The organism is uncultured Cyclobacterium sp. (assembly GCF_963977555.1).
Taxonomy (GTDB): domain Bacteria; phylum Bacteroidota; class Bacteroidia; order Cytophagales; family Cyclobacteriaceae; genus Cyclobacterium.
Window position 1 is genome coordinate 236578 of record NZ_CAXBPD010000004.1, and the last position, 20398, is coordinate 256975.

Genomic DNA, 20398 nt, shown 5'->3' on the forward strand with positions numbered 1-20398 from the left:
ATTACCGCATCTATAAATAAAGTATTTCTACAACGTTGGTTATATAATCTTGATTTTTACAGTATCTATTCGGTGATCTTGCTTGGAAACGATAGTAAACGTAAAGGGTCCATAGCTAACAAACTCTCCTTTCTGAGGAATACTTTCCGTTAGGGAGAGGATAAATCCTGCCAGAGTTTCAAACTCTCCTTCAGGTAGGTTCCATTCATATTTTTCATTCAGGTAATCTATTTCATGTCTAGCACTGAGCAGATACTCTCCATCAGCTACTTTTTGGTCAATTAAATCATCATTGTCATACTCATCTTCAATCTCACCAAAAATCTCCTCAATGATATCCTCCATACTCACAATGCCACTTGTTCCTCCAAATTCATCTACTACCAAGGCCAAACTTTTACATTCTTTAATAAACTGGACCAGTAATTCATTGGCAAGCGCTGATTCGGGGACTATGATAATTGGAGTCAAAATGTCCTCTATCAACTTAGGCTTTTTAAAAAGTTCTAAGTGATGACAGTAGCCTATAACGTCGTCAATGGTTTCTTTATAGATAATAATTTTTGAATGCCCACTTTCTACAAACAGTTCCCTAAGATCTGAAATTTCATCTTCAACTTCCATGGCTACAATATCTGTACGGGGAACCATGCATTCTCTTACCTTAACTTTTTTGAAATCTACTGCATTGTCAAAAATTTTGGTATCTATATCTAAATCTTCCCCTTTGGTGTCCATATAATTTTGAACAAAGCTATTGAGATCCGTAATGGTATAGGCTGGCTTTTCATCGTTGTACTCCAAATTGAGCACCTTTACTATGACAAATTTAGAAAGTCCGACTACCACCCACACAATAGGGTACATCAAGTAGTAAATCACTGCAAAAGGAAGCGAGAAAAAGGTAAGTAGCCTATTCGGATTAAGTATGAAAATACTTTTAGGAATAAATTCTGCTGTAACCAACACGATGAGCGTAGAAACCAGTGTCTGAACGATCATTATTCCTGCCTCCGTATTAAGTGCTTCAGGCAATAAATAGCTTAGGGGTGGCTCCAACAAATAAGCCATAAAAATACCATAAAGCACCAAACTAATGGTATTACCCATCAAGGAAGTACCTATAAACTGACCGGGGTTTTGAATGAAACTTGCTAAAACCTTACCAGATACTTTCCCTTGCTTACCCTGTAGCTCAATTTGCAGACGGTTGGCCGAAATAAAGGCAATTTCCATTCCTGAAAATAATGCCGAAAAAAACAGACTTATAAGTACTAATAGTAAGTAATGACTGTCCATTAATTCTTCTTCCGTTTACTTTTACCTTTATTCGATTTTTTATCGTTCATTTCAGTTTCTTCCAATTTGTTTTTACGGTACATGTGCCAAAATAATAATACCACTGCAAACATGAAGAGTGGATAGGAGGCTACTATACCTGCCTTAATGGTAAGGTGTGCACCTATTACCACCAAAGCAGCTGCAAGAGACAATAAAATTGCACTACTTATTTTCATTTTACAATTTTAGAGAACATTATCAATTACACCCGTCACCTTAGTAAATTTATATTCATTAAATCCTTCGTCAGCTTCCATTCCTGTTCCCTTAATAATTCGATCTGGTTGTTCCACAGTGACAAATTTCTCTGTGTAAATCTTTTTCTTAGACTTGTCCCAAAATAACTCCTCAGAATTAAGCTTTTGTTCTTTCACAAGGTTATGCACTTGAACATCTCCTTCACCTCTATAAATATTGGTTTTCCTATCTAAATAGCCTCTATCTGCGCGAATGGTAGTACTCAATTCACCCTCTTTATCGAAGAAATGAATGACAACTCCCTCAGGGAATTCCGCATCTCCATTCTTAAATTCAAGTTGCTTATCAGCCATCAACTTTGTCCTTACTATAGCCGAGTCACTGTGAAGAAGCTCCACCTTAAAGCTCGTTCGATAGGGACCTTCATAAAAGGCCAGTTGGCTTTGGTCAGCATCTTCCCTACAGCCAAAATTACAAACCAGGATAACAACTAGCAACAAATGCCTAATTGCAACCGCAGAAAAAACAACCTTCGCTTCATATCGAAAGATTTGACGGTACAATTGTTGAACGCTCAAACTATTAATAACCATAATATTCGTACAAAGGTAAGGACATTTTGGGAGGAATTTTATTTTTTTAACTTGGATTGCACAAATGGCTGAGTAATCCTTCGTTAAAAACCTTAATTGCGGTCTAAATATCTATAAAACTTAACATTAAATGCCAAGCAAGGGTTGTACTGTCCTATAAAAAAATACCTGAAATTGAATTTAAATGATGAACCCATTTCTGGAATGGGCATAAAAGAAAAAAGGCGGTATTGCTACCGCCTTTTTTCTTTTACTAGTTAATATTTTTGATGGATAATCTTAATCTCTAGTGGCTAGCGTTACAGTCTGTCCTACCCAGCATCCAGTATTGATCGTTTGACCCACTTGGAATCCTTCTGTAAACAATTCTTCCTTAGAAGGGAACCTTGCTTTTGCATTGGCCATTCCGCTGTTATCTCCGGCAACTGCATAAGCATTGTAAGCTGCGATAAAGATAGAATAATCTTTCACCCTACTTTGACCACCTTTACAAGCATTCGAAGAAGACATAATTAATCCACCAACAAAGGAGTAGGCATCGCTTTTCAACTCTTCATTTAGCTCAGCTGCTTTCAAAGCAGAAGTTCTAGCCTGACCTCTTCTACCAAGATTAGCATGAACTTTAGCCAAGTCCCAGTGAATTTCAGCTTTTTCCTCATCGGTTTTGGCCAATGTTAAAGCTTTCTCAAATAGCTCTCCAGCTTTTTCATAGTCCTGATTTTGCATGTAACGCATACCCCTTACTTGAGAAGTAGTGAAAGTAGGATTGTCGTTATCAATGGTTTCAAGTGCCAATAAGAAAATATCGCTACTTGTACATTTCTCTTTGATGGAATATTGAAACACTTGCTTAGCTAACTTAAGATTCGTAGGATCTGCAGTCAATTTTGGTCCCATGTTCTTTTCGATAAAATCGCAATCGATGATTTCCATGGCATTCAATAACTGATCAAGAGTGCTTCTTGAAGTTGCGGTATTGATTCCAGCAGCATCATCCTCGTCCAATTTTCCAGAAATAAACTCGTATTTCTCAATAACCTCTTCAGGAGTATAAGCCTTATTGTATACATAATTTCTGTATACAGCATCAAAATAGGCTGCATTTAATTGTGATGGATCCAATTTACCATGTATGTCTATGGCTTTCTCAAACAAATCAGCAGCAATATTTACCTTATCTTTGTCCCCTTTGTAAAATTTATAGGCATAATAAGCTTTGTTAATGATCCACTGATCCTCGTTGTCATAAAGTTCTTTCCTTTTGTCATAAAGCATCAATACAGAATCCTGATAAACACTGATTTCTGCCTCATCGGTTGCTTGATTGGCAGCACCTTCATAGACCGTTACACCATTGATATAAAGTGCTTCGTTCAAGTCTGGGGCATTGATAAGCAACCAGTTTAACGGTGCTTTAGCTTTCAGAAAATCTTCTGAATTCAGGTAATCATTATAGGCAGCATTTAATTCCCTAGCCTTTTTTTCCATTGCTGGATCTGACGGAAAATTCCATCCATCCTGTGCTTGAGCCAGTCCCACCATGAGGAAGGACAAACATCCTATAATTGCAAATTTAATTTTCATGTTTGTCAACATCATTCAAATACTTTTTTGTAAAACCAACTGTTATCATTTATTGATAATCCTAAAGAAACTTTAATATAATTTTCTCTAACTAATCCATCATTTACTGTTCCTCTTTTACCTGCCTTCAATGCCAAATTCAATAAAGACATACTGTATATCGGAATGGAAGTACCAAAATTAATGCCAATGTCATCAACGTTCTTTTGGTTTACCTGAAAAGGTAGTCGTTCATATTCGATACCAGCCCTAATAGTAGATCTACTTAACAAGCTTTCAAGTGAGAAGGCATTGGGTATATACTGCCCTCCAAGGGAAAATTTAAAGGCTTTTCCCATATTACCGCTTGGTGAAGAAGCATTAAATGCACGAAAAGAGGAAAAATCCTGAAATTGCGCTTCTAAACCTACCGCAAATTTATTAATTTTTTCATAAGTTACACCATAACCTAGCTTCGCAGGTATGAAAACATTTCCTGAAACATTGTCTGCGATGACATCTCCATCACTATTCGGGATGCTAGCTTGGCCAGATTCAGCCACTTTCGCAAATTCTCTTCCATTAACATCCCCAAAAATTTGATAAATGGCACCTATATTAAGGTATTGTTGGTTTCCCAAGGGCTGAGCATAATAGGCACCACCTTTAAAAACCACATCACTAAAGGTGAGCCTCTCATAATATTCTGATGAAATCCCTACTGAATTCAAATCAGTATCTAAAAGATTTAACTGATTGTTTCTAATTGTTGATCCGAACGTATAAGCTCCTTCAAAGCCCAGGCTAAGGTTTTTATAGACCTGAAAACCGCTTTGTAGATAAACCTGACTCAATCCTCCAGTGCCAACAATGGTATTTTTGGAAACAAGATCGGTTCCTGCTACAGGTGTGTTTACGATGATATTATAATCTACTCCGGTTAATTGATTAAGGCCAAATCCCAAGGTAACTTTTCTCGGAACTACGGGAAAAGACATGGCTACATAGCTTAATCCACCGCCATCCAAATCTTCAGAGGCCAATTCGGTTGCTGCTGTTAACTTATTGTAATTAAGTGCAGCTTGAAAACCATAAGCGGTATTTTTAACTGAAACAGCTGGATTTACGTGGTTGATACTATAACTATTACCAAAACTTATCCCCATGCCCCCCATGCCTTGGTTTTGGGTTAGCCCGGAATTGTTAAATACGCCAACCCCCAAAGAACTATAGGTAGAAGATGATAATTGACCGTAACTGATATGGTGGGTAGCAAAACATCCTATAAAAACAATTAGGGCTGCTACGTGTATTTTATTTTTCAACATTGTGTTTTAAGATTCTGTCCAATCCGTAAAGGACCAAATTGGGGATTACAAATATGTGGTCTTTTATTAAGCTTTCAAAGATTTCGGCATCTCCACCACAAATAAAGACCTCAACATGACCGAAATCCTGCTGATACTTTTGAATAAACCCTTTGATTTCTTCAGTAATACCGTGATAAATTCCAGACTCCATACAAGACGCTGTGCTTGTTCCTAGGTAAGAAATTTCAGCATTACCCACTTTTACTAAGGGTAATCTAGCTGTAAATTCATGCATGGATCTTGCCCGCATGCTAAGCCCTGGAGAAATAGCCCCACCCATGTAATTATTTTTTAGATCAAGGAAATCATAAGTAATACAGGTACCCATATCAATCACCAACACTGCGCCATCTTTCTTAAAAGACCTGGCACCAATAACTCCGGCCAACCTATCCAGTCCTAGGGTTTTAGGGGTCTCATAGGCATTAGTGATTTCTAAAGGTGTATGATGATCAAAATACAGAAAAGGAAAAGAGAACACTTGCTTTAATGCCTCTATAGATAACTTCACAGAAGTAATTAAAACCCTGTCCCCTTCTTCTGGCGCTAAATAATCGCGGCATCCTTCAAGTTCCGAAAACGATCTAGACGCCAACAGTGTTCCTTTTTCGAAGAGACCTACCTTTATTCGGGTATTTCCAATATCGACAACCCAGTGCCTTTGTATCATAAACTATAAATAAACTGTTTCAAAATTAGTCATTTTACTTTGGAGGCTGGTCGGTGATATATTATTTTTAGGGAAAGATTTTATTTTTTAACAAACTTTAACCCATGGTAAACTCAAGCGTATCTACAATTATTGGTCTAATGTCCGGCACCTCAGGTGATGGGCTGGACATTGCCTGTTGCGAATTTACTAATGAAAAAATCTGGCATTTTAAAATAATTAAGGCTGAGACCATCCCCTTCACTAAAGAATTAGAACAATCACTACAAAATGCTCATTTACTCGATGCTGAATCTTTAGAATGTTTGGATTTAGAATTTGGTGAATGGATGGGTCAGGCTGTTAAAGATTTTTGTCTTAAAAATAACCTCAAGCCTTCGGCCATTGCTTCCCATGGCCACACCGTGTTTCATAGACCTGATTTGAAAATGACCAAGCAAATTGGCAATGGATTTGCGCTTAGTTATGCTGCTGGATTACCGGTAATAAATGATTTTAGAAAATTAGATGTAATATTGGGAGGCCAAGGTGCACCACTTGTACCCATTGGAGATGCTTTATTATTTAGCGATTTCGATTTCGCTTTGAATTTGGGTGGCATCGCTAATATTTCAATGGATCATCAAGGGGAAAGAATCGCTTTTGACACCTGCCCTTTCAACTTACTTTTAAATCACTTTGCCTTAAAATCTGGTAAAGCTTATGACGATGGCGGTAACTTAGCAAAATCAGGCTCCATTATTCCAGAGGCATTATCAGCATTAAATGCTTTGGATTTTTACCAACAATATGGAGCTAAATCACTTGGCAGAGAAAATATCAGTCAAGACTTTTTACCAGTTCTAAACCACGACACCTATTTACCTAAAGATGTTCTTGCTACATTATCTGAACATTTTGCAGCTTGTATTGCAAAAATAATTTTGGACCATGTTAAAGATAAGTCCACCAAACATCGACTATTGGTAACTGGAGGTGGCGCTTACAACAGTTTTTTTATCCAAAACCTTCAAAATAAAATTTGCCATAGCGTAAATCTAGTCCTCCCTGAGAAGCAGCTCATAGATTTTAAAGAGGCATTGGTTTTTGCATTTTTAGGTGTTTTGCGCCTTAGAAAAGAAACCAATTGTTTAGCATCCGTTACCGGAGCTACTAAAAATAATTGTGGTGGCACCATTTTTGGACTTTTTTGACTAAAAAGAACCTAAACATCATTACCAATGAGAGAATTACTGAAAAATTTTGAGAACATACAGCCTGAGATAGTCTTTGAGTGGAGCGATAGCGAAACAGAAGCCGAAGGTTGGTTGGTCATAAATAGTCTAAGAGGTGGAGCTGCTGTAGGAGATACCAGGATGAAACTAGGATTAGACAAAAATGAAGTAATTCAGTTGGCTAAAAACACAGCTATAAAAAATACCATCTCAGGTCCAGATATAGGTGGAGCTAAATCAGGGATCAATTTTGACCCAAATGACCCAAGGAAAGCGGGAGTACTGGAACGATGGTTTAAGGTTGTTGCTCCCATTTTAAAAAGTTACTACGGCACAAGTTCGGGTATAAATATCGATGAAAACACCGAACTCATTCCCATGTCAGAAAAATACGGCTTATGGCATCCTCAAGAAGGAATTGTAAATGTCCTGTATAATAAAGGAGGAGCGCCAGAAAAAATAAAAAAAATTGGTCAGTTAAGGCAAGGGTTATCGAAAATAGTAGAAAACCCAAAGTATTTACCTGCTGGCCAGATTAAATTCCAAATAAGTGATGTAATTACTGGATACGGACTTTCTGAGGCTGTGCTACATTATTACAAGCTTTGGGGAGGAACAGCTTCTGGAAAGAAAGCTATAATTCAAGGCTGGGGAAATGTAGGTGCTGCAGCCGCTTACTTTTTAGCCAAAGAAGGTGTTCAGATAATTGGCATCATGTCATTAGAAGGGGCTGTCATAGATAAAAACGGCATTTCGCCTGAAGAGATTACCTCATTGTTTCTAAACAAGAAAAACAACAAACTAATAAGTGAGAAGCTCATTTCTTTTGAAAATGCTAGAGATAAAATCTGGGAATTACCAACAGACATTTTTATTCCAGCAGCAAAGTCAAGATTGATTGAAAAAGATCATCTGAACAAGTTGATTAAAGGTGGATTAGAATTAATCGTTTGTGGGGCAAACTTCCCCTTTGTGGAAAACGATATATTCTTAGGCCCAGTAACTAAAATGGCGGATGACCGAATCTCATTAATACCTGATTTCATATCCAATGCCGGACTTGCAAGAATCACTGCCTTTTTAATGTCAGGCAAGGCACAAATTACAGATGAAGCAATGTTTCAGGATGTAAGTAAAACAGTTTTTAGGGCTTTAAAAAAATGTCATACTTTTAATCCTCATAAGACGAAAATCGCCCAAACGGCATTAGAAATTGCGCTTCACAAGTTACAATAATCCTATTGACGAAGATTCTAAGGTTAAAAATTAGAGGATTTTTAACCTTAGAAAAAAATTTATTTGGTTACTAATACACAAATTAGCTAGCTTAGGGAATTAAATAGCAATTATTTGATAGATCAACCACGATCACAAAATCTAACTTAAACATTCTTACACAATAAATACAAGTGAATGAAGAAGTATTTAGCTTCATGGCTCCTATTCATTGGATTAATAAGCGTAAGTGTCCCTCAACACTTACAAGCCCAAGACTTTACTGCTAAACAATACATTGCCCAGGGGGAGAATCACGCAGAAGACAGCCGGTCTGAAGAACATGTTTCACAAACTGAAACCACCTTAGAAGAAGCATTGGAACATCATCATGCTCCTGCTTGGCTAGTTATACCTTTTGTCGCATTGTTGCTAATGATTGCAACTGGCCCACTGTTTTACGAGGATTTTTGGCACCACAACTACCCAAAAATCGCGGTAGGGTTGGCTTTACTGGTGGTTCTCTACTACTTATTTGTATTGGGTAATGTGCACAACCCTGTTCATGCCCTGGCAGAGTATATTCAATTTATCTCCTTGCTAGCCTCCCTATTTATTGCTTCAGGAGGCATTTTAATAGAAGTTGATAAAAAATCAACGCCAATGGCCAATGTGCTTTTACTGGTTATAGGTGCATTGATTTCCAATCTAATAGGTACCACTGGTGCGTCAATGTTATTGATTCGCCCTTTTATTCGCTTAAACAAAAACAATATTCAGGCTTACCATATCATATTCTTTATTTTTATGGTAAGTAATATTGGGGGTTCCTTAACACCAATTGGCGATCCACCATTGTTTCTAGGCTTTCTAAAAGGTGTACCTTTCTTCTGGACTTTAGAACATAATTGGCAGGCCTGGATATTGGCGCTAACTTTTTTGTCTGTATTGTTTTATTTTGTTGATCGAAAGTTTGGCAGTAAAGGAGACGGTGTAGTACTGAATGAGCAAACCCAATTCAGCAATAAAATATCCCTAAAAGGGACCAAGAATTTCTTGTGGCTTCTAGTCATCATTATTTCTGTGTTTTTAGATCCTAATGTACTTGATTGGGTTCCGGCCATACATTATGATGGTCAAAACTTCAGTTTTATTAGAGAAACGATAATGCTTTCCGTGGCTTATTTTTCTTACAAATTTGCCGATCAGCAAGCGCTTTTAGGAAATGATTTTAACTTTGAGCCCATCCGGGAAGTGGCCTTTATTTTTATAGGCATTTTCGGCACCATGATGCCAGCCCTTGAATTGGTAGGTAGTTTTGCTCAATCGGAGCAAGGTGCTGCTATGATAACGCATAACACCTTGTATTGGGGCACGGGTATTCTTTCTGGTTTTCTAGACAATGCGCCAACATACCTCAACTTCTTGGCCGCAGCTATGGCCTCTCAGGGAGCTGATATCAACAATATACAGCATGTAAGGGATTTTGCCATGGACAGGTATTTTGATTCTTCATTTGAACTTATGGCCATATCCATTGCTTCTGTCTTTTTTGGAGCAATGACCTATGTAGGTAACGGCCCAAATTTTATGGTGAAGTCAATTGCAGAACAAAGTGGTATTAAAATGCCCTCCTTCTTTGGATACATTTTGAGATTTTCAATCCCTATTTTACTTCCTATTCTATTTATTACTTGGCTTGTATTCTTCGCCTTTTCCTAAACTTCTTACTAGAAGGTTTACTTGTATCCTATGAGGGATAGAAAATATCGACCCCATATTAAGCCGGATTATAAATTTCCATTGTACAATCCTGGGTAAATTAAAAAGCCAGATAAGAATATCCTATCTGGCTTTTTAATTGCTTATTATTTAAGAACACGTCACTTTACTTTCCCTTCTACATGAAGATTGGTACCTGGTAAAAACCAAACTTTTTGATCTCCTGACATTTCATAGGAACTTATTTCCTCATTGGCATCCAGTATTATGAGGCCTTCAACAGTAGATTGGTAAAACATATTACTAATCTCTGAAAGTATGGTAATGTTTACCACCTTTCCAGCATTTTTCTTGACTTTAATCAACTTAATATTTCCTTTCTCATTGGGCTTAAGTTGATGTACTAGAAGATCAGGTTCTTCTTTGGTCTCATAGGCTGAAGCCAAGGCTGCTTTATTTATATCCGATTGAAAAAAGAAATCTAACTCTTGCCTCCACGCTAAACTATCAAGGCTGAAGTCTACTATTTCAGTTTCATCATTAAAATGAATTTCCTTTACTACCTCTGCAAATTCCAATTTCCCGATATTTTTTTGTAAGAAATCAGAAAGAGGAAAATAGAGATCAATCTGAGTAGGATTAGCAATAGCTAATTGCTCATCCTTCTTACATGAAAAAAGGGTTCCTACATAAAGCAGCAGGCAAATAACCTTCAAGTATCTGCCCATTATATTTAGGCTTTCAGAAGTATATTGCCTGTCATTTCAACAGGCTTATCCACACCTATAAGCTTTAATATCGTTGGTGCAAGGTCTCCTAGTTTACCATCATTTACTTCGAGCTGATCATTTTTATCTACCATAATGCAGGGCACTAAATTGGTAGAATGGGCAGTATTCGGAGATCCATCAGGGTTGATCATCACATCACTGTTGCCGTGATCTGCAATCACTATAATCGTATAATCGTTGGCCAAGGCCACATCAATAACAGAATTGGCACATTCATCGACAGCTTCACATGCTTTCATTGCAGCATCAAAAACGCCAGTATGTCCTACCATATCTGCATTAGCGAAATTTAAGCATATAAAATCAGCTTCCTTTTTGGGAAGTTCTTGATTGATTTTTTTCGCAATTTCAAAAGCTGACATTTCAGGTTGTAAGTCATAAGTTGCTACCTTAGGACTATTGCACAATATCCTGTTTTCTCCTTCAAAAGGTTTTTCCCTACCACCCGAAAAGAAGAAAGTAACGTGTGGATATTTTTCAGTTTCAGCAATTCGTATCTGATTCTTATGATTTCTTTCCAACACCTCACCTAAGGTATTTCTTAGATTGTCCTTTTCAAAAACTACTGCAATATCCTTGTATTTCTCGTCATATCGACTAAAAGTCACGTAGTCGAGATCAAGTTTTTTCATGTTGTAATCAGGGAAATCCTTTTGTGTCAACACTTCTGTAATCTCTCTACCTCTATCTGTTCTAAAATTAAAGCAGATCACAGTATCTCCTTCATCAATGGTAGCCAGAGGCTTGCCCTCTTCGTCCACTTGTATTATTGGGCGAATGAATTCATCTGTAACGCCATTGGTATAGGATTTCCGAATAGCTGAAAGCATGTCCTTGGACTTTTCACCTTCACCTTTAACCATGGCATCATAAGCCAACTTGACTCTTTCCCAACGGTTATCTCTATCCATGGCATAATACCTCCCTACTATGGAAGCAACTTTACCAGTTGAACCTTCACAGTGGCTTTTAAGGTCTTCTAAATACCTTAAACCACCCTTGGGATCAGTATCTCTTCCGTCTGTAAACGCATGAATGAACACATTATCATCCAACCCATTTGCTTTTGCTGCATCACAAAGACCTTTTAAATGGTAAATATGTGCATGTACGCCCCCATCTGAAACCAAACCTACGAAATGAACCTTCTTTCCCTTCAATTTGGCATTAGAAAAAGCGTTCTTCAACACAGGATGATCATTGAGATCACCTTCTTTTACTGCCTTATTAATTTTAACCAAATCCTGATAAACCACTCTACCAGCCCCGATGTTCATATGACCAACCTCTGAATTACCCATTTGGCCTTCTGGAAGACCAACGGCCAAACCTGAAGCTTCTAATTTAGAGTGAGGATATTTTTCAAATAAACTGTCGATAAAAGGCGTTTTGGCTTTATCAATAGCAGAAACTTCCGGATTTGAAGCTATGCCCCATCCGTCTAGTATCATCAATAAAACTTTTTTATTCATGTCTTTTTCTATTGGTTTCAATCAAATAAAAATTCTGAGGAAATTGCTGTTTTAGTTTCGGAATCTTAGTGAAATAAACATCCCAGCATTTTATCCATTACCCCACAAATATAAGACAATTAAAGATAGGCCTCAGTAAATTGGAAAATAATCTACACTCGTCACTGCCAAAAGTAAAACCATAGAATTTCATGAAATAAAACTTAAAATTTTTAATATATTGGTCTGGATTTTGATAGAGAATTAATATGTTACGCATTATTACTACATTTCTTTTGGCTGGTGTTTTTATATTTTCAAATTCCATAGTGGGCAAGGCCCAAAACAAAGAAACTCCTATTATTGTTGCCCTTCAGCATGGATCAAGCAAAGCTGTTTCCTCCTTTTTAGATGATATGGTGGAAATTCGTTTTGACAATGACAAGAGAGATTTTTCTAAAAATCAGGCTGAAATAGTCCTAGCCAATTTTTTCAAAGGCAATCCAGTAAGTAGTTTTGAACTCTTAAAACATCAAAAAATTGATTCTCAAACCAGCTATCTTATAGGTAATTACACTTCCCTAAAAAATAGTTTTAAAGTATTTATTAAAGGCAAAGAACTAAATAATAAAAATTGGCTGGTTTATAGCATTGACTTTGTCAGAGAATAATTATTGCTGTTTGGAGCAAATAATTTGCTAATTTTGCCAAACATGAAAGACTATATAACAGAGGAAAGGTTAACCCAATTTATGGAATCAGCCTTCAAAGAAGACGTAGGCGAGGGGGATCACTCCACATTGGCATCAGTTCCTTCCAATCAAATAGGAAATGCAAAACTACTGATTAAGGAAAAAGGAATTATAGCTGGAATTGAAATGGCCAAGCATATATTCAATTTTTACGACCCCACACTAGAAGTCAACTTACTATTAAAAGATGGGGATGCGGTAACTCCAGGAGCTATAGGACTAACGGTTACAGGAAGTGCTCGATCTATATTGACAACCGAAAGGTTGGTATTAAACTGCATGCAAAGAATGAGTGGAATAGCTACCAAAACCCACCATATCAATGAACTAATCAAGCATACCGAAGCAAAATTATTAGATACGCGTAAAACTACTCCAAACTTCCGCATGCTTGAAAAATGGGCCGTGGCCATTGGGGGGGGGCAAAACCATCGCTATGCTTTGTATGATATGATTATGCTCAAAGACAACCATATCGATTTTGCTGGAGGAATAGCCGAAGCAATAAAAGCTACTCGTTCCTACCTAAAAGCAAACAAGTTAGATTTAAAAATAGAGATCGAGACAAGAAATCTCGAAGAAGTAAAAACTGTCCTCGCTATTGGTGGTGTAGACATCATTATGTTAGACAATATGTCCCCAGCCATAATGAAGGAAGCGGTATTATTAATTGACAATAAGTATGTAACGGAAGCTTCCGGCGGCATTGATGAATTCACCATCGCTGCTGTGGCTGAGTCAGGGGTAGATTTTATATCAGTTGGTGCACTTACACATCAGGTTCAAAGCCTTGATATCAGTCTGAAGGCTGTTTAGTATCATCAGCAAATTGCAAATTAACCAAGTGGGCATAATGTCCTCCTTCTCTTGCAGAAAGAGAATCGTGATTGCCTTCTTCTATTACTTTCCCATCCTTGATCACATAGATTCTATCCACTTTTCTAATGGTGGACAACCTATGAGCAATAATAATGGTGGTTCTCCCCTTCATTAATTTATCAAGCGCTTCTTGCACCAACGATTCGGTTTCAGCATCCAAGGATGAGGTTGCCTCATCCAATATAAGTATGGCTGGATCTTTCAGTATCGCCCTTGCTATGGCTATTCTTTGCCTCTGCCCTCCAGAAAGCTTGATCCCTCTTTCTCCTACTAAAGTATCTAGGCCTTCGGGAAATTTGTCTATAAACTCTAAAGCATTGGCCTGCTTGGCCGCTTCCAGCAATTCCTCGTCAGTAGCATCATGCTTGGCATATCGGATATTTTCTCGTATAGACCCCCCGAACAAAAGCACTTCCTGAGGAACCATGCCAATATTATTTCGCAAAGCCTGCGGATCCCAATCTGCTATAGATTTACCATCCAATAAAATATCACCTCTGCCAACATTGTAAAATTTCAGTAGTAACTGAATAATAGTAGATTTCCCTGCTCCACTGTGACCTGCAAGAGCAATTTTCTCTCCTGGTTCCGCATGTATAGTAAGACCATTTAGCACCCTGTATTCAGGCCTTGTTGGGTAATGGAATAATACCTGGTCAAACAGAACAGATCCTTTCATTCGACTGATGGAACTGCCTACTATCTGTTTCTCGGTAGTTTCATTCAAGATCTCCAATACCCTTTCTGAAGAACCTATAGCCTTCTGTACCTGACCATAAATATCTCCCAATCCAGCGATAGAGCCTCCTATAAATGTGGTATACAAGACAAAAGAAATTAGGTCACCTACACTCATATCCCCGGCACTTACTAAAGTGGCACCATACCAGATAACCGCTACGATCCCTCCAAAGAGTGCGAAAATTATAAAAGATATAAAAGCGCCTCGGTATCCAGCCGCTTTCAAGGCCACTTCTACTACACTGTTCAACTTGTTTCGGTAACGGTTGATCTCATAAGATTCACCTGTAAAAGATTTCACCGTCACTATTGATTGCAATGTCTCCTCAACTACCACATTGGCGGAGGCGAGATAATCTTGCGTTTTCTTTGATAACTTCCTGATAAATTTCCCAAAAACCATGGCAATTACCACAAGCACTGGAATGGTTATTAACATAAAAAGCGTTAACCTTGGCGTAGTGTAAAACAAAAAGATTATCCCTGCAAACAAGGTAATGATTTGGCGAAATAGCTCTGCCAAGGTAATGGAGAAAGTGTCTTGTAACATCGTAACATCAGAGGTGATCCTACTGATCAATTCACCTGTTCTACGCTGATCAAAGAATGTCATGGGCAATCTCACCAATCGCTCGTATAGCGCAACCCTTATATCCCGCATTGATTTTTCACTGACTTTGGCAAATAGCCAAACCCTGAAAAAAGAGAAAATACTCTGGATAAAAAGGATTCCAATAAGGATAAAGGCAATACCATTGATGTCGTTTACAATCCAGTCTTTCCCAGAAGCTGCATCAATCAATTTCCCAGCTACATAAGGGAAGGTCAAAAGCATTAGGCTCGAAAAAAACAAAAAAACCATCCCAATGATAAAAGGTACTTTGTAGGGTATGGCAAACTTGAAAATCCCAAAAAGCTTTTCAAAATTCTTTTTGTTCATTTTTCTTTTGTCACTTTCTTCTAAAGGTAAACCTCTTTGCTTGGCCATTTATTAATATTTTTTACCTGTCAACGATTTTAGTATTACTTTTTATTTCGGGAGAAAAGCCGTGCCATTCGACGGAAAAATTGCTTTTCTTTTTCCCAAAAGAAAGCAAACTGCCCAAAAATAAAACCATATATCAATAGAAACACTTGATACAATGGCAATACCAACAATAGATAAAGCAACGTTTTCAAGAAACTACCCTCAGTGGTATCCAGGCCCAAAAAATCAAATATTGGCTGCTTAATTAACAAAATGGTGAAACCTGTGCAAGCAAACACCACTAGCACTAGCGCTACCTGCCAGAGACTCTTGAGTTTCCATTTGGTTTGCAGCTTTTTTAGAAAGTTGGTTTTATTTGTTCCAGGCTCGTTCATTGTTAATTAAAGTCGAACAAACCTTTATTCAAGCTTTGCAAGGCTTCGTTTTTATGTTTGCCATCAATTAAGAGAGAAACATTGTGCTTACTTCCTCCATAAGAAACCATTCTTAGCGGAAAATCTTCCACACTGGCCATGATTTTATTGAGCACATTTCGCTCTTGCATGATGGAATTGCCAACGATACATATAATAGAAAGGAAATGGTCGACTTCCACTTTTCCCAACTTCTGTAATTCAGAAGTAATTTCTTTCAAATGGGTGGTGTCATCCAAGGTCAGAGAAATGGCTACCTCGGAGGTAGTGATCATGTCAATGGAAGTTTTGTAATTTTCAAAGATTTCGAAAACTTTTCTTAAGAACCCATGAGCCAAAAGCATTCGACTGGATTTGATCTTTATAGCAGTAATGCCATCTTTAGCGGCAATTGCTTTTACACCTACTGAACCTTCTCCTGCTCCAGTAATGGTAGTTCCAGGAGCGCTGGGCTCCATGGTATTGAGTAGCTTCACAGGGACATTATGCAATTGCGCAGGCCATATAGAGGCGGGATGCAAAATTTTAGCACCAAAATAAGCCAACTCAGCAGCCTCATCAAAGGACAATTGAGCAATTGGCCTTGTTTGTTCCACTATTCTAGGATCATTGTTATGCATCCCATCTATATCCGTCCAGATCTCAACCACAGAAGCATAGATAACAGAACCGATTAAAGAGGCTGTGTAATCACTTCCACCTCTTTTTAAGTTATCCACTTCATTCAGGTGATTTTTGCAAATGTATCCTTGAGTAATAAAAATGCTCTCGTCAGGATAGCCTGCCAATATAGCCTCAAGGTTTTCATCTATTTTAGCAAGATTTGGTTCATTGTTTTCATCGATGCACATGAATTCCAATGCTGGTAGAAATACTGCTGGAATCTCTTGTTCTTGTAGAAAGGTAAAGAAAAGCTTAGTAGAAAGTAATTCTCCCTGCGCAAGAATATCCTTATTAATCGCTTCGTTGAAGGATATCTTTAGAATTATGTTCAAGAACTCAAAATGCTCGTTGATAATTTGTAATGCTTTGGCTTTTCCTGCTTCTGAGGTCAACAATTCTTGGTAAAACTGAAGGTAATGGTCCTGAAGGCTTTCTATCTTTTCTTTGGCCTCGTCCTTTTTACCTGCAGATAAGGCATCGCCTATGGCTACCAATACATTGGTAGTACCAGACAGTGCCGACAATACCACAATTTTCTTATCATCATCAAATGTGATCAGGTCCTTTACCTGATGCATTCTTTCCGGCCTTCCTACTGAAGTGCCGCCAAATTTCATGATTTTCATTAGAATACCAGATTTATTGTAATATGTTGATTTGTATTGGCTTAAAAGCCTAGCATTTTAATTGCCGTGATGGCCGCTTCATCTCCCTTATTACCATGCTTCCCACCTGCTCTGTCCAAAGCTTGCTGTTGATTATCTGGTGTCAACACACCAAAAATAACAGGTTTATCGTACTTCAAGCCTACTTGGGTAATGCCGTTGGCCACTGCATCGCAAATAAAATCAAAATGACGTGTTTCTCCTTGAATGACACATCCTAAGCAAATCACAGCATCGATTTCTTCTAGTTTTGCTAGCCATTGTGCACCAAGGGTAAGTTCAAATGAACCCGGAACATTTTTCCTGTAAATATTCTCCTTTTTTGCACCATAGCGCAAAAGGGTCTCAACAGCTCCACTGTAGAGGGAGGAGGTGATTTCATCATTCCATTCAGCCACTACCAAAGCGAATTTTCTATCACTTATATCCGTTACATTTTCTTGGGTATGCTGACTTAGATTTTTTAATGAAGTAGCCATAAGTTTAAAATTAATTCACAAAAAAAGAGTAAAACCTTTCGGGTCTTACTCTTTAGTATCAATGATTAAATTCATATCAATTAGAAGAAGCCAGACCTTCAAGGCGGGCTTTTTGCTTTCGAGCCTCACTGAATTCATAAGCATCAGCATACTTATTTTCTATTTCTTCGTAAGTAGCTATTGCTTGATTTATTTCACCTGCTTCTTCATAAGCAATGGCAAGTTTGGATAAATACTTAGGCGTAAAAAACTCATTGGACTTGTAACCCGCAGCGTCTTTATAATAGCTAATAGCATTGTCCAATTCACCAAGTTCCAAATACGCATCTCCTGTTAATGCATAAGCATGCGCTTGTACAAGGAAGTCAGATGAAGAGAAGTTTGTCAAGTGATCTACAGCAGACTGAAATTCTCCTTTAGAGAGGTAAATAGATCCAACATAAAAATTTGACAAATTAGCTGCATCCGTTCCGCCATATTCATCTATGATTTCTAAGAAACCAGGCTCAACACCGTCTCCATTGAGCGCAAAATCTACACTATCCTGTTCGAAATAGTATACTGCTTGGAACATTTCACCTTGAGCCGTCTTATTCTGATTGGCTTTATGTATCTGAAATCCAACAATCCCTACTATGAGTAATATCCCGAATCCTATGATCCCACCTACTAGTTTGGTGTTCTCTTTAAGAAAGGTTTCACCTCTACCAAGACGATCAGCTATTGCTTCAGGATTCTCTAGAAGTTCATTGGATGTATGAGGAGCTGGACTCCCTTTTTTGGTCTTTTGAGTGGCCATCATTTTTAATTTTGAGTGGCAAATATAGATTATGTTTTAATGAATAACAAAACTATTGTGGACTGAGCAGTAAAAAAGAGAAAAGTGACCCCATAGGACTGTGTTTTTTTAAGGTTTTCAATACTGATCGGCCTTTAGCCTAATGGTATTGAAACAAATCTTGATGGTATTTACTTTAAGTTATTCCAATTGCTTGTATTAAAGTCAAAAGACTGATAATCGGACATATTGATCTGATTCCACAATTGAAACCCGAACAAGATTGATGACCAAAGTTTTTAACAAAGGGTAATAAAAACAATTCCCCCTCTTAAAACCATGCTGAAGAGGGGGAATTCCTTTAAACTACTTATTATTACGTTTTCCATGGGCCAGTGATTGCCACAGTAATTCCAGGTCCCTGAATATTCACAAAATAGGTTTTTCCAGAGGGAGAAAATACGCCTCCAGCTAATTCTGACTCAAAACCTACATTCTCAGCAAGGTGGTACAACTCTCCTTTTGGGGTTACTCCTACCAAGAATGGATGCTTGTGATCCTCACACAAAATCACATCGCCCCATGGAGCTACTGCGAGGTTGTCACAACTTTTTAATATTTCCCTATCTACTGACTCCACAAAAAGAGTCAACTCTCCAGGCTTGTTTTTTTCTTCAGGTTTACCCTCATTCCTACTAGGAGTGTAACGAAACACTTGTCCAGCCCCTATCTTCCCTCCATTGGTACAAGCAAAATAAATTTCCTTGTTACCATACCAAATTCCTTCACCTCTAGCAAAAACAGCGGCCCCTTTTTCAAAACCTTGAAATCTTAGATCATCCTCTGGGCTTTCTACATTTTCAATGTCTATCCAGGTTACTTTATGGCTCTTCATTAATGGAAATTCAGGTCCTTCACTGTCTTCCCAGTTTCTGGTATCCCTGCTTTTTTCTCCCAAAATAACAAGTGCCTGTAATTTTCCTCCTTTGTGTAGTTTACCTGGGGCATTAGGTATGTATCGGTAAAAGATACCATCGCCCCTATCCTCTGTAAGGTACACAACTCCAGATGCTGGGTCTACGGCTACTGCTTCATGATTAAATCTACCCATGGCTTTAATAGGTAGTGGCTTTGCTCTTTGAATTTTCTCAGTGGCTGGCACTTCAAAAACATAACCATGGTCTTTCTCCAGACGCCCATCATATCCGCCCTTTTTCAGCGTACTTTCTTCACAGGTCAACCAACTACCCCAAGGCGTGATGCCACCGGCACAGTTTCTGACAGTTCCAGCCAGGCTAATGAACTGTTTTTCTAGCTCACCCGTTTCTTCGTTATATACAAACGTAGACGTTCCACCAAGACTTGGTAACAATCCTTTCCCAAAATCATAAAAATCCTTAGAGGAAAGTTTATCAAGCAATTCATTGTTTTTTCCAAAGCCGGAATTTTCTAAAGAATCGGGACTAAGCTCATGGTTACGGACTACTATTGTCCTTCCATTTTTCCCTTGAAATGCACCCATGCCATCTGAGGCCCCGGGTAGATAAAACCCATCGTCCATCTTATCCCCTTTTTTTGTTAGGAGTTTATAAGAAAAACCTTCAGGCAAATTTAATATTCCTGCTGGATCTTTTTTTAGTGGCCCATACCCTAGCGCAGCCGGAGCCATCGTACGCCCTAAGGCTTTTCCAGGATTAATTAACTGATAAAGTCCCATAAAACCAAGAGTGGCCATTCCTGAGGTCTTTAAAAAACTTCTTCGAGTGTCTTTGTTGGATGAATTCATGTCAGGTTTACAATTGATTACTACAAGCTATACGCTTAAATTCTAAATCATACCAAGTTTTTGATTAGGTATTCCTATTACCTTCAAAAACTGTAAGCAGTTTATTAAAAATCAAAACTAAATCCT

Annotated in this window: 19 protein-coding genes; 5 read left to right on the forward strand and 14 right to left on the reverse strand. The window is 38.0% G+C overall.

Annotated features, from left to right (window positions below):
• Window positions 1–39 precede the first annotated feature (39 nt).
• From AAC073_RS06700 to AAC073_RS06725, 6 genes are all read right to left on the reverse strand, one after another.
• Window positions 40–1299, reverse strand: coding sequence for a hemolysin family protein (locus AAC073_RS06700; RefSeq protein ID WP_339923075.1), 1260 nt, complete (start codon window positions 1297–1299; stop codon window positions 40–42).
• Window positions 1299–1517, reverse strand: a complete 219-nt coding sequence (locus tag AAC073_RS06705) for a hypothetical protein (RefSeq protein WP_339923076.1) — start codon at window positions 1515–1517, stop codon at window positions 1299–1301. The genes AAC073_RS06700 and AAC073_RS06705 overlap by 1 nt, the downstream gene beginning before the upstream one ends.
• A 9-nt stretch (window positions 1518–1526) precedes the next feature.
• Window positions 1527–2132, reverse strand: a complete 606-nt coding sequence (gene lptC, locus AAC073_RS06710) for an LPS export ABC transporter periplasmic protein LptC (protein ID WP_339923077.1) — start codon at window positions 2130–2132, stop codon at window positions 1527–1529.
• Window positions 2133–2411: 279 nt separating this feature from the next.
• Entirely contained in the window at window positions 2412–3716 is a 1305-nt protein-coding gene (locus AAC073_RS06715) for a tetratricopeptide repeat protein (RefSeq protein WP_339923078.1), read from the reverse strand.
• Window positions 3717–3727: 11 nt separating this feature from the next.
• Entirely contained in the window at window positions 3728–5023 is a 1296-nt protein-coding gene (locus AAC073_RS06720; RefSeq protein ID WP_339923079.1) for a hypothetical protein, read from the reverse strand.
• Window positions 5010–5735, reverse strand: a complete 726-nt coding sequence (locus AAC073_RS06725) for a type III pantothenate kinase (RefSeq protein ID WP_339923080.1) — start codon at window positions 5733–5735, stop codon at window positions 5010–5012. Before AAC073_RS06725 ends, AAC073_RS06720 begins: the two co-directional genes overlap by 14 nt.
• A gap of 104 nt (window positions 5736–5839) precedes the next feature.
• On the opposite strand from AAC073_RS06725, the gene AAC073_RS06730 reads away from it, so the two are divergent.
• From AAC073_RS06730 to AAC073_RS06740, 3 genes are all read left to right on the forward strand, one after another.
• Window positions 5840–6928, forward strand: coding sequence for an anhydro-N-acetylmuramic acid kinase (locus tag AAC073_RS06730; protein WP_339923081.1), 1089 nt, complete (start codon window positions 5840–5842; stop codon window positions 6926–6928).
• A 27-nt stretch (window positions 6929–6955) separates the two neighbouring features.
• Complete coding sequence (locus AAC073_RS06735) at window positions 6956–8185, forward strand: Glu/Leu/Phe/Val dehydrogenase dimerization domain-containing protein (RefSeq protein WP_339923082.1); 1230 nt, start codon at window positions 6956–6958, stop codon at window positions 8183–8185.
• 177 nt (window positions 8186–8362) lie between these two features.
• Window positions 8363–9886 carry a sodium:proton antiporter gene (locus AAC073_RS06740; RefSeq protein WP_339923083.1) on the forward strand — a complete coding sequence of 508 codons (1524 nt, stop codon included), beginning with the start codon at window positions 8363–8365 and terminating at the stop codon, window positions 9884–9886.
• A 161-nt stretch (window positions 9887–10047) separates the two neighbouring features.
• Here AAC073_RS06740 and AAC073_RS06745 read toward each other — a convergent pair whose 3' ends face one another.
• The gene (locus AAC073_RS06745; protein WP_339923084.1) at window positions 10048–10614 is read right to left on the reverse strand and encodes a hypothetical protein; all 567 of its coding nucleotides are present in this window, start codon (window positions 10612–10614) and stop codon (window positions 10048–10050) included.
• Window positions 10615–10619: 5 nt separating this feature from the next.
• On the reverse strand, window positions 10620–12149 hold the full coding sequence (gene gpmI, locus AAC073_RS06750; protein ID WP_339923085.1) for a 2,3-bisphosphoglycerate-independent phosphoglycerate mutase: 1530 nt from the start codon (window positions 12147–12149) through the stop codon (window positions 10620–10622).
• A gap of 248 nt (window positions 12150–12397) precedes the next feature.
• Between gpmI and AAC073_RS06755 the strand changes: the two genes are divergently transcribed.
• Together AAC073_RS06755 and nadC are read left to right on the forward strand one after the other, a co-directional pair.
• Entirely contained in the window at window positions 12398–12799 is a 402-nt protein-coding gene (locus tag AAC073_RS06755) for a DUF4783 domain-containing protein (RefSeq protein ID WP_339923086.1), read from the forward strand.
• A gap of 42 nt (window positions 12800–12841) precedes the next feature.
• Entirely contained in the window at window positions 12842–13696 is an 855-nt protein-coding gene (gene nadC, locus AAC073_RS06760) for a carboxylating nicotinate-nucleotide diphosphorylase (protein WP_339923087.1), read from the forward strand.
• Here the strand turns inward: nadC and AAC073_RS06765 are convergent.
• The 6 genes from AAC073_RS06765 to AAC073_RS06790 form a co-directional block, all read right to left on the reverse strand.
• Window positions 13677–15488, reverse strand: a complete 1812-nt coding sequence (locus AAC073_RS06765; protein ID WP_339923088.1) for an ABC transporter transmembrane domain-containing protein — start codon at window positions 15486–15488, stop codon at window positions 13677–13679. The two genes, nadC and AAC073_RS06765, sit on opposite strands and share 20 nt — an antisense overlap.
• Window positions 15489–15523: 35 nt before the next feature.
• Complete coding sequence (locus AAC073_RS06770; protein WP_339923089.1) at window positions 15524–15862, reverse strand: DUF6787 family protein; 339 nt, start codon at window positions 15860–15862, stop codon at window positions 15524–15526.
• A gap of 2 nt (window positions 15863–15864) precedes the next feature.
• Window positions 15865–17190, reverse strand: a complete 1326-nt coding sequence (locus AAC073_RS06775) for an aspartate kinase (RefSeq protein WP_339923090.1) — start codon at window positions 17188–17190, stop codon at window positions 15865–15867.
• A gap of 41 nt (window positions 17191–17231) precedes the next feature.
• Window positions 17232–17708 carry a 6,7-dimethyl-8-ribityllumazine synthase gene (gene ribH / locus AAC073_RS06780; RefSeq protein WP_339923091.1) on the reverse strand — a complete coding sequence of 159 codons (477 nt, stop codon included), beginning with the start codon at window positions 17706–17708 and terminating at the stop codon, window positions 17232–17234.
• Between the two features lie 76 nt (window positions 17709–17784).
• A complete protein-coding gene (locus AAC073_RS06785; protein ID WP_339923185.1) occupies window positions 17785–18507 on the reverse strand; it encodes a tetratricopeptide repeat protein in 723 nt (240 codons plus the stop codon).
• A 355-nt stretch (window positions 18508–18862) separates the two neighbouring features.
• Window positions 18863–20272 (reverse strand): alkaline phosphatase PhoX, encoded by a 1410-nt coding sequence (locus AAC073_RS06790; protein ID WP_339923092.1) that lies wholly within the window; start codon window positions 20270–20272, stop codon window positions 18863–18865.
• Between the last annotated feature and the right edge of the window lie 126 nt (window positions 20273–20398).

Excerpts from the sequence above, each read along its gene's own strand:
- AAC073_RS06700 (WP_339923075.1), bottom strand. The coding sequence starts at position 1,299 with ATGGACAGTCATTACTTACTATTAGTACTTATAAGTCTGTTTTTTTCG.
- AAC073_RS06705 (WP_339923076.1), bottom strand. The coding sequence starts at position 1,517 with ATGAAAATAAGTAGTGCAATTTTATTGTCTCTTGCAGCTGCTTTGGTG.
- lptC (WP_339923077.1), bottom strand. The coding sequence starts at position 2,132 with ATGGTTATTAATAGTTTGAGCGTTCAACAATTGTACCGTCAAATCTTT.
- AAC073_RS06715 (WP_339923078.1), bottom strand. The coding sequence starts at position 3,716 with ATGAAAATTAAATTTGCAATTATAGGATGTTTGTCCTTCCTCATGGTG.
- AAC073_RS06720 (WP_339923079.1), bottom strand. The coding sequence starts at position 5,023 with ATGTTGAAAAATAAAATACACGTAGCAGCCCTAATTGTTTTTATAGGA.
- AAC073_RS06725 (WP_339923080.1), bottom strand. The coding sequence starts at position 5,735 with ATGATACAAAGGCACTGGGTTGTCGATATTGGAAATACCCGAATAAAG.
- AAC073_RS06730 (WP_339923081.1), top strand. The coding sequence starts at position 5,840 with ATGGTAAACTCAAGCGTATCTACAATTATTGGTCTAATGTCCGGCACC.
- AAC073_RS06735 (WP_339923082.1), top strand. The coding sequence starts at position 6,956 with ATGAGAGAATTACTGAAAAATTTTGAGAACATACAGCCTGAGATAGTC.
- AAC073_RS06740 (WP_339923083.1), top strand. The coding sequence starts at position 8,363 with ATGAAGAAGTATTTAGCTTCATGGCTCCTATTCATTGGATTAATAAGC.
- AAC073_RS06745 (WP_339923084.1), bottom strand. The coding sequence starts at position 10,614 with ATGGGCAGATACTTGAAGGTTATTTGCCTGCTGCTTTATGTAGGAACC.
- gpmI (WP_339923085.1), bottom strand. The coding sequence starts at position 12,149 with ATGAATAAAAAAGTTTTATTGATGATACTAGACGGATGGGGCATAGCT.
- AAC073_RS06755 (WP_339923086.1), top strand. The coding sequence starts at position 12,398 with ATGTTACGCATTATTACTACATTTCTTTTGGCTGGTGTTTTTATATTT.
- nadC (WP_339923087.1), top strand. The coding sequence starts at position 12,842 with ATGAAAGACTATATAACAGAGGAAAGGTTAACCCAATTTATGGAATCA.
- AAC073_RS06765 (WP_339923088.1), bottom strand. The coding sequence starts at position 15,488 with ATGGCCAAGCAAAGAGGTTTACCTTTAGAAGAAAGTGACAAAAGAAAA.
- AAC073_RS06770 (WP_339923089.1), bottom strand. The coding sequence starts at position 15,862 with ATGAACGAGCCTGGAACAAATAAAACCAACTTTCTAAAAAAGCTGCAA.
- AAC073_RS06775 (WP_339923090.1), bottom strand. The coding sequence starts at position 17,190 with ATGAAAATCATGAAATTTGGCGGCACTTCAGTAGGAAGGCCGGAAAGA.
- ribH (WP_339923091.1), bottom strand. The coding sequence starts at position 17,708 with ATGGCTACTTCATTAAAAAATCTAAGTCAGCATACCCAAGAAAATGTA.
- AAC073_RS06785 (WP_339923185.1), bottom strand. The coding sequence starts at position 18,507 with ATGGCCACTCAAAAGACCAAAAAAGGGAGTCCAGCTCCTCATACATCC.
- AAC073_RS06790 (WP_339923092.1), bottom strand. The coding sequence starts at position 20,272 with ATGAATTCATCCAACAAAGACACTCGAAGAAGTTTTTTAAAGACCTCA.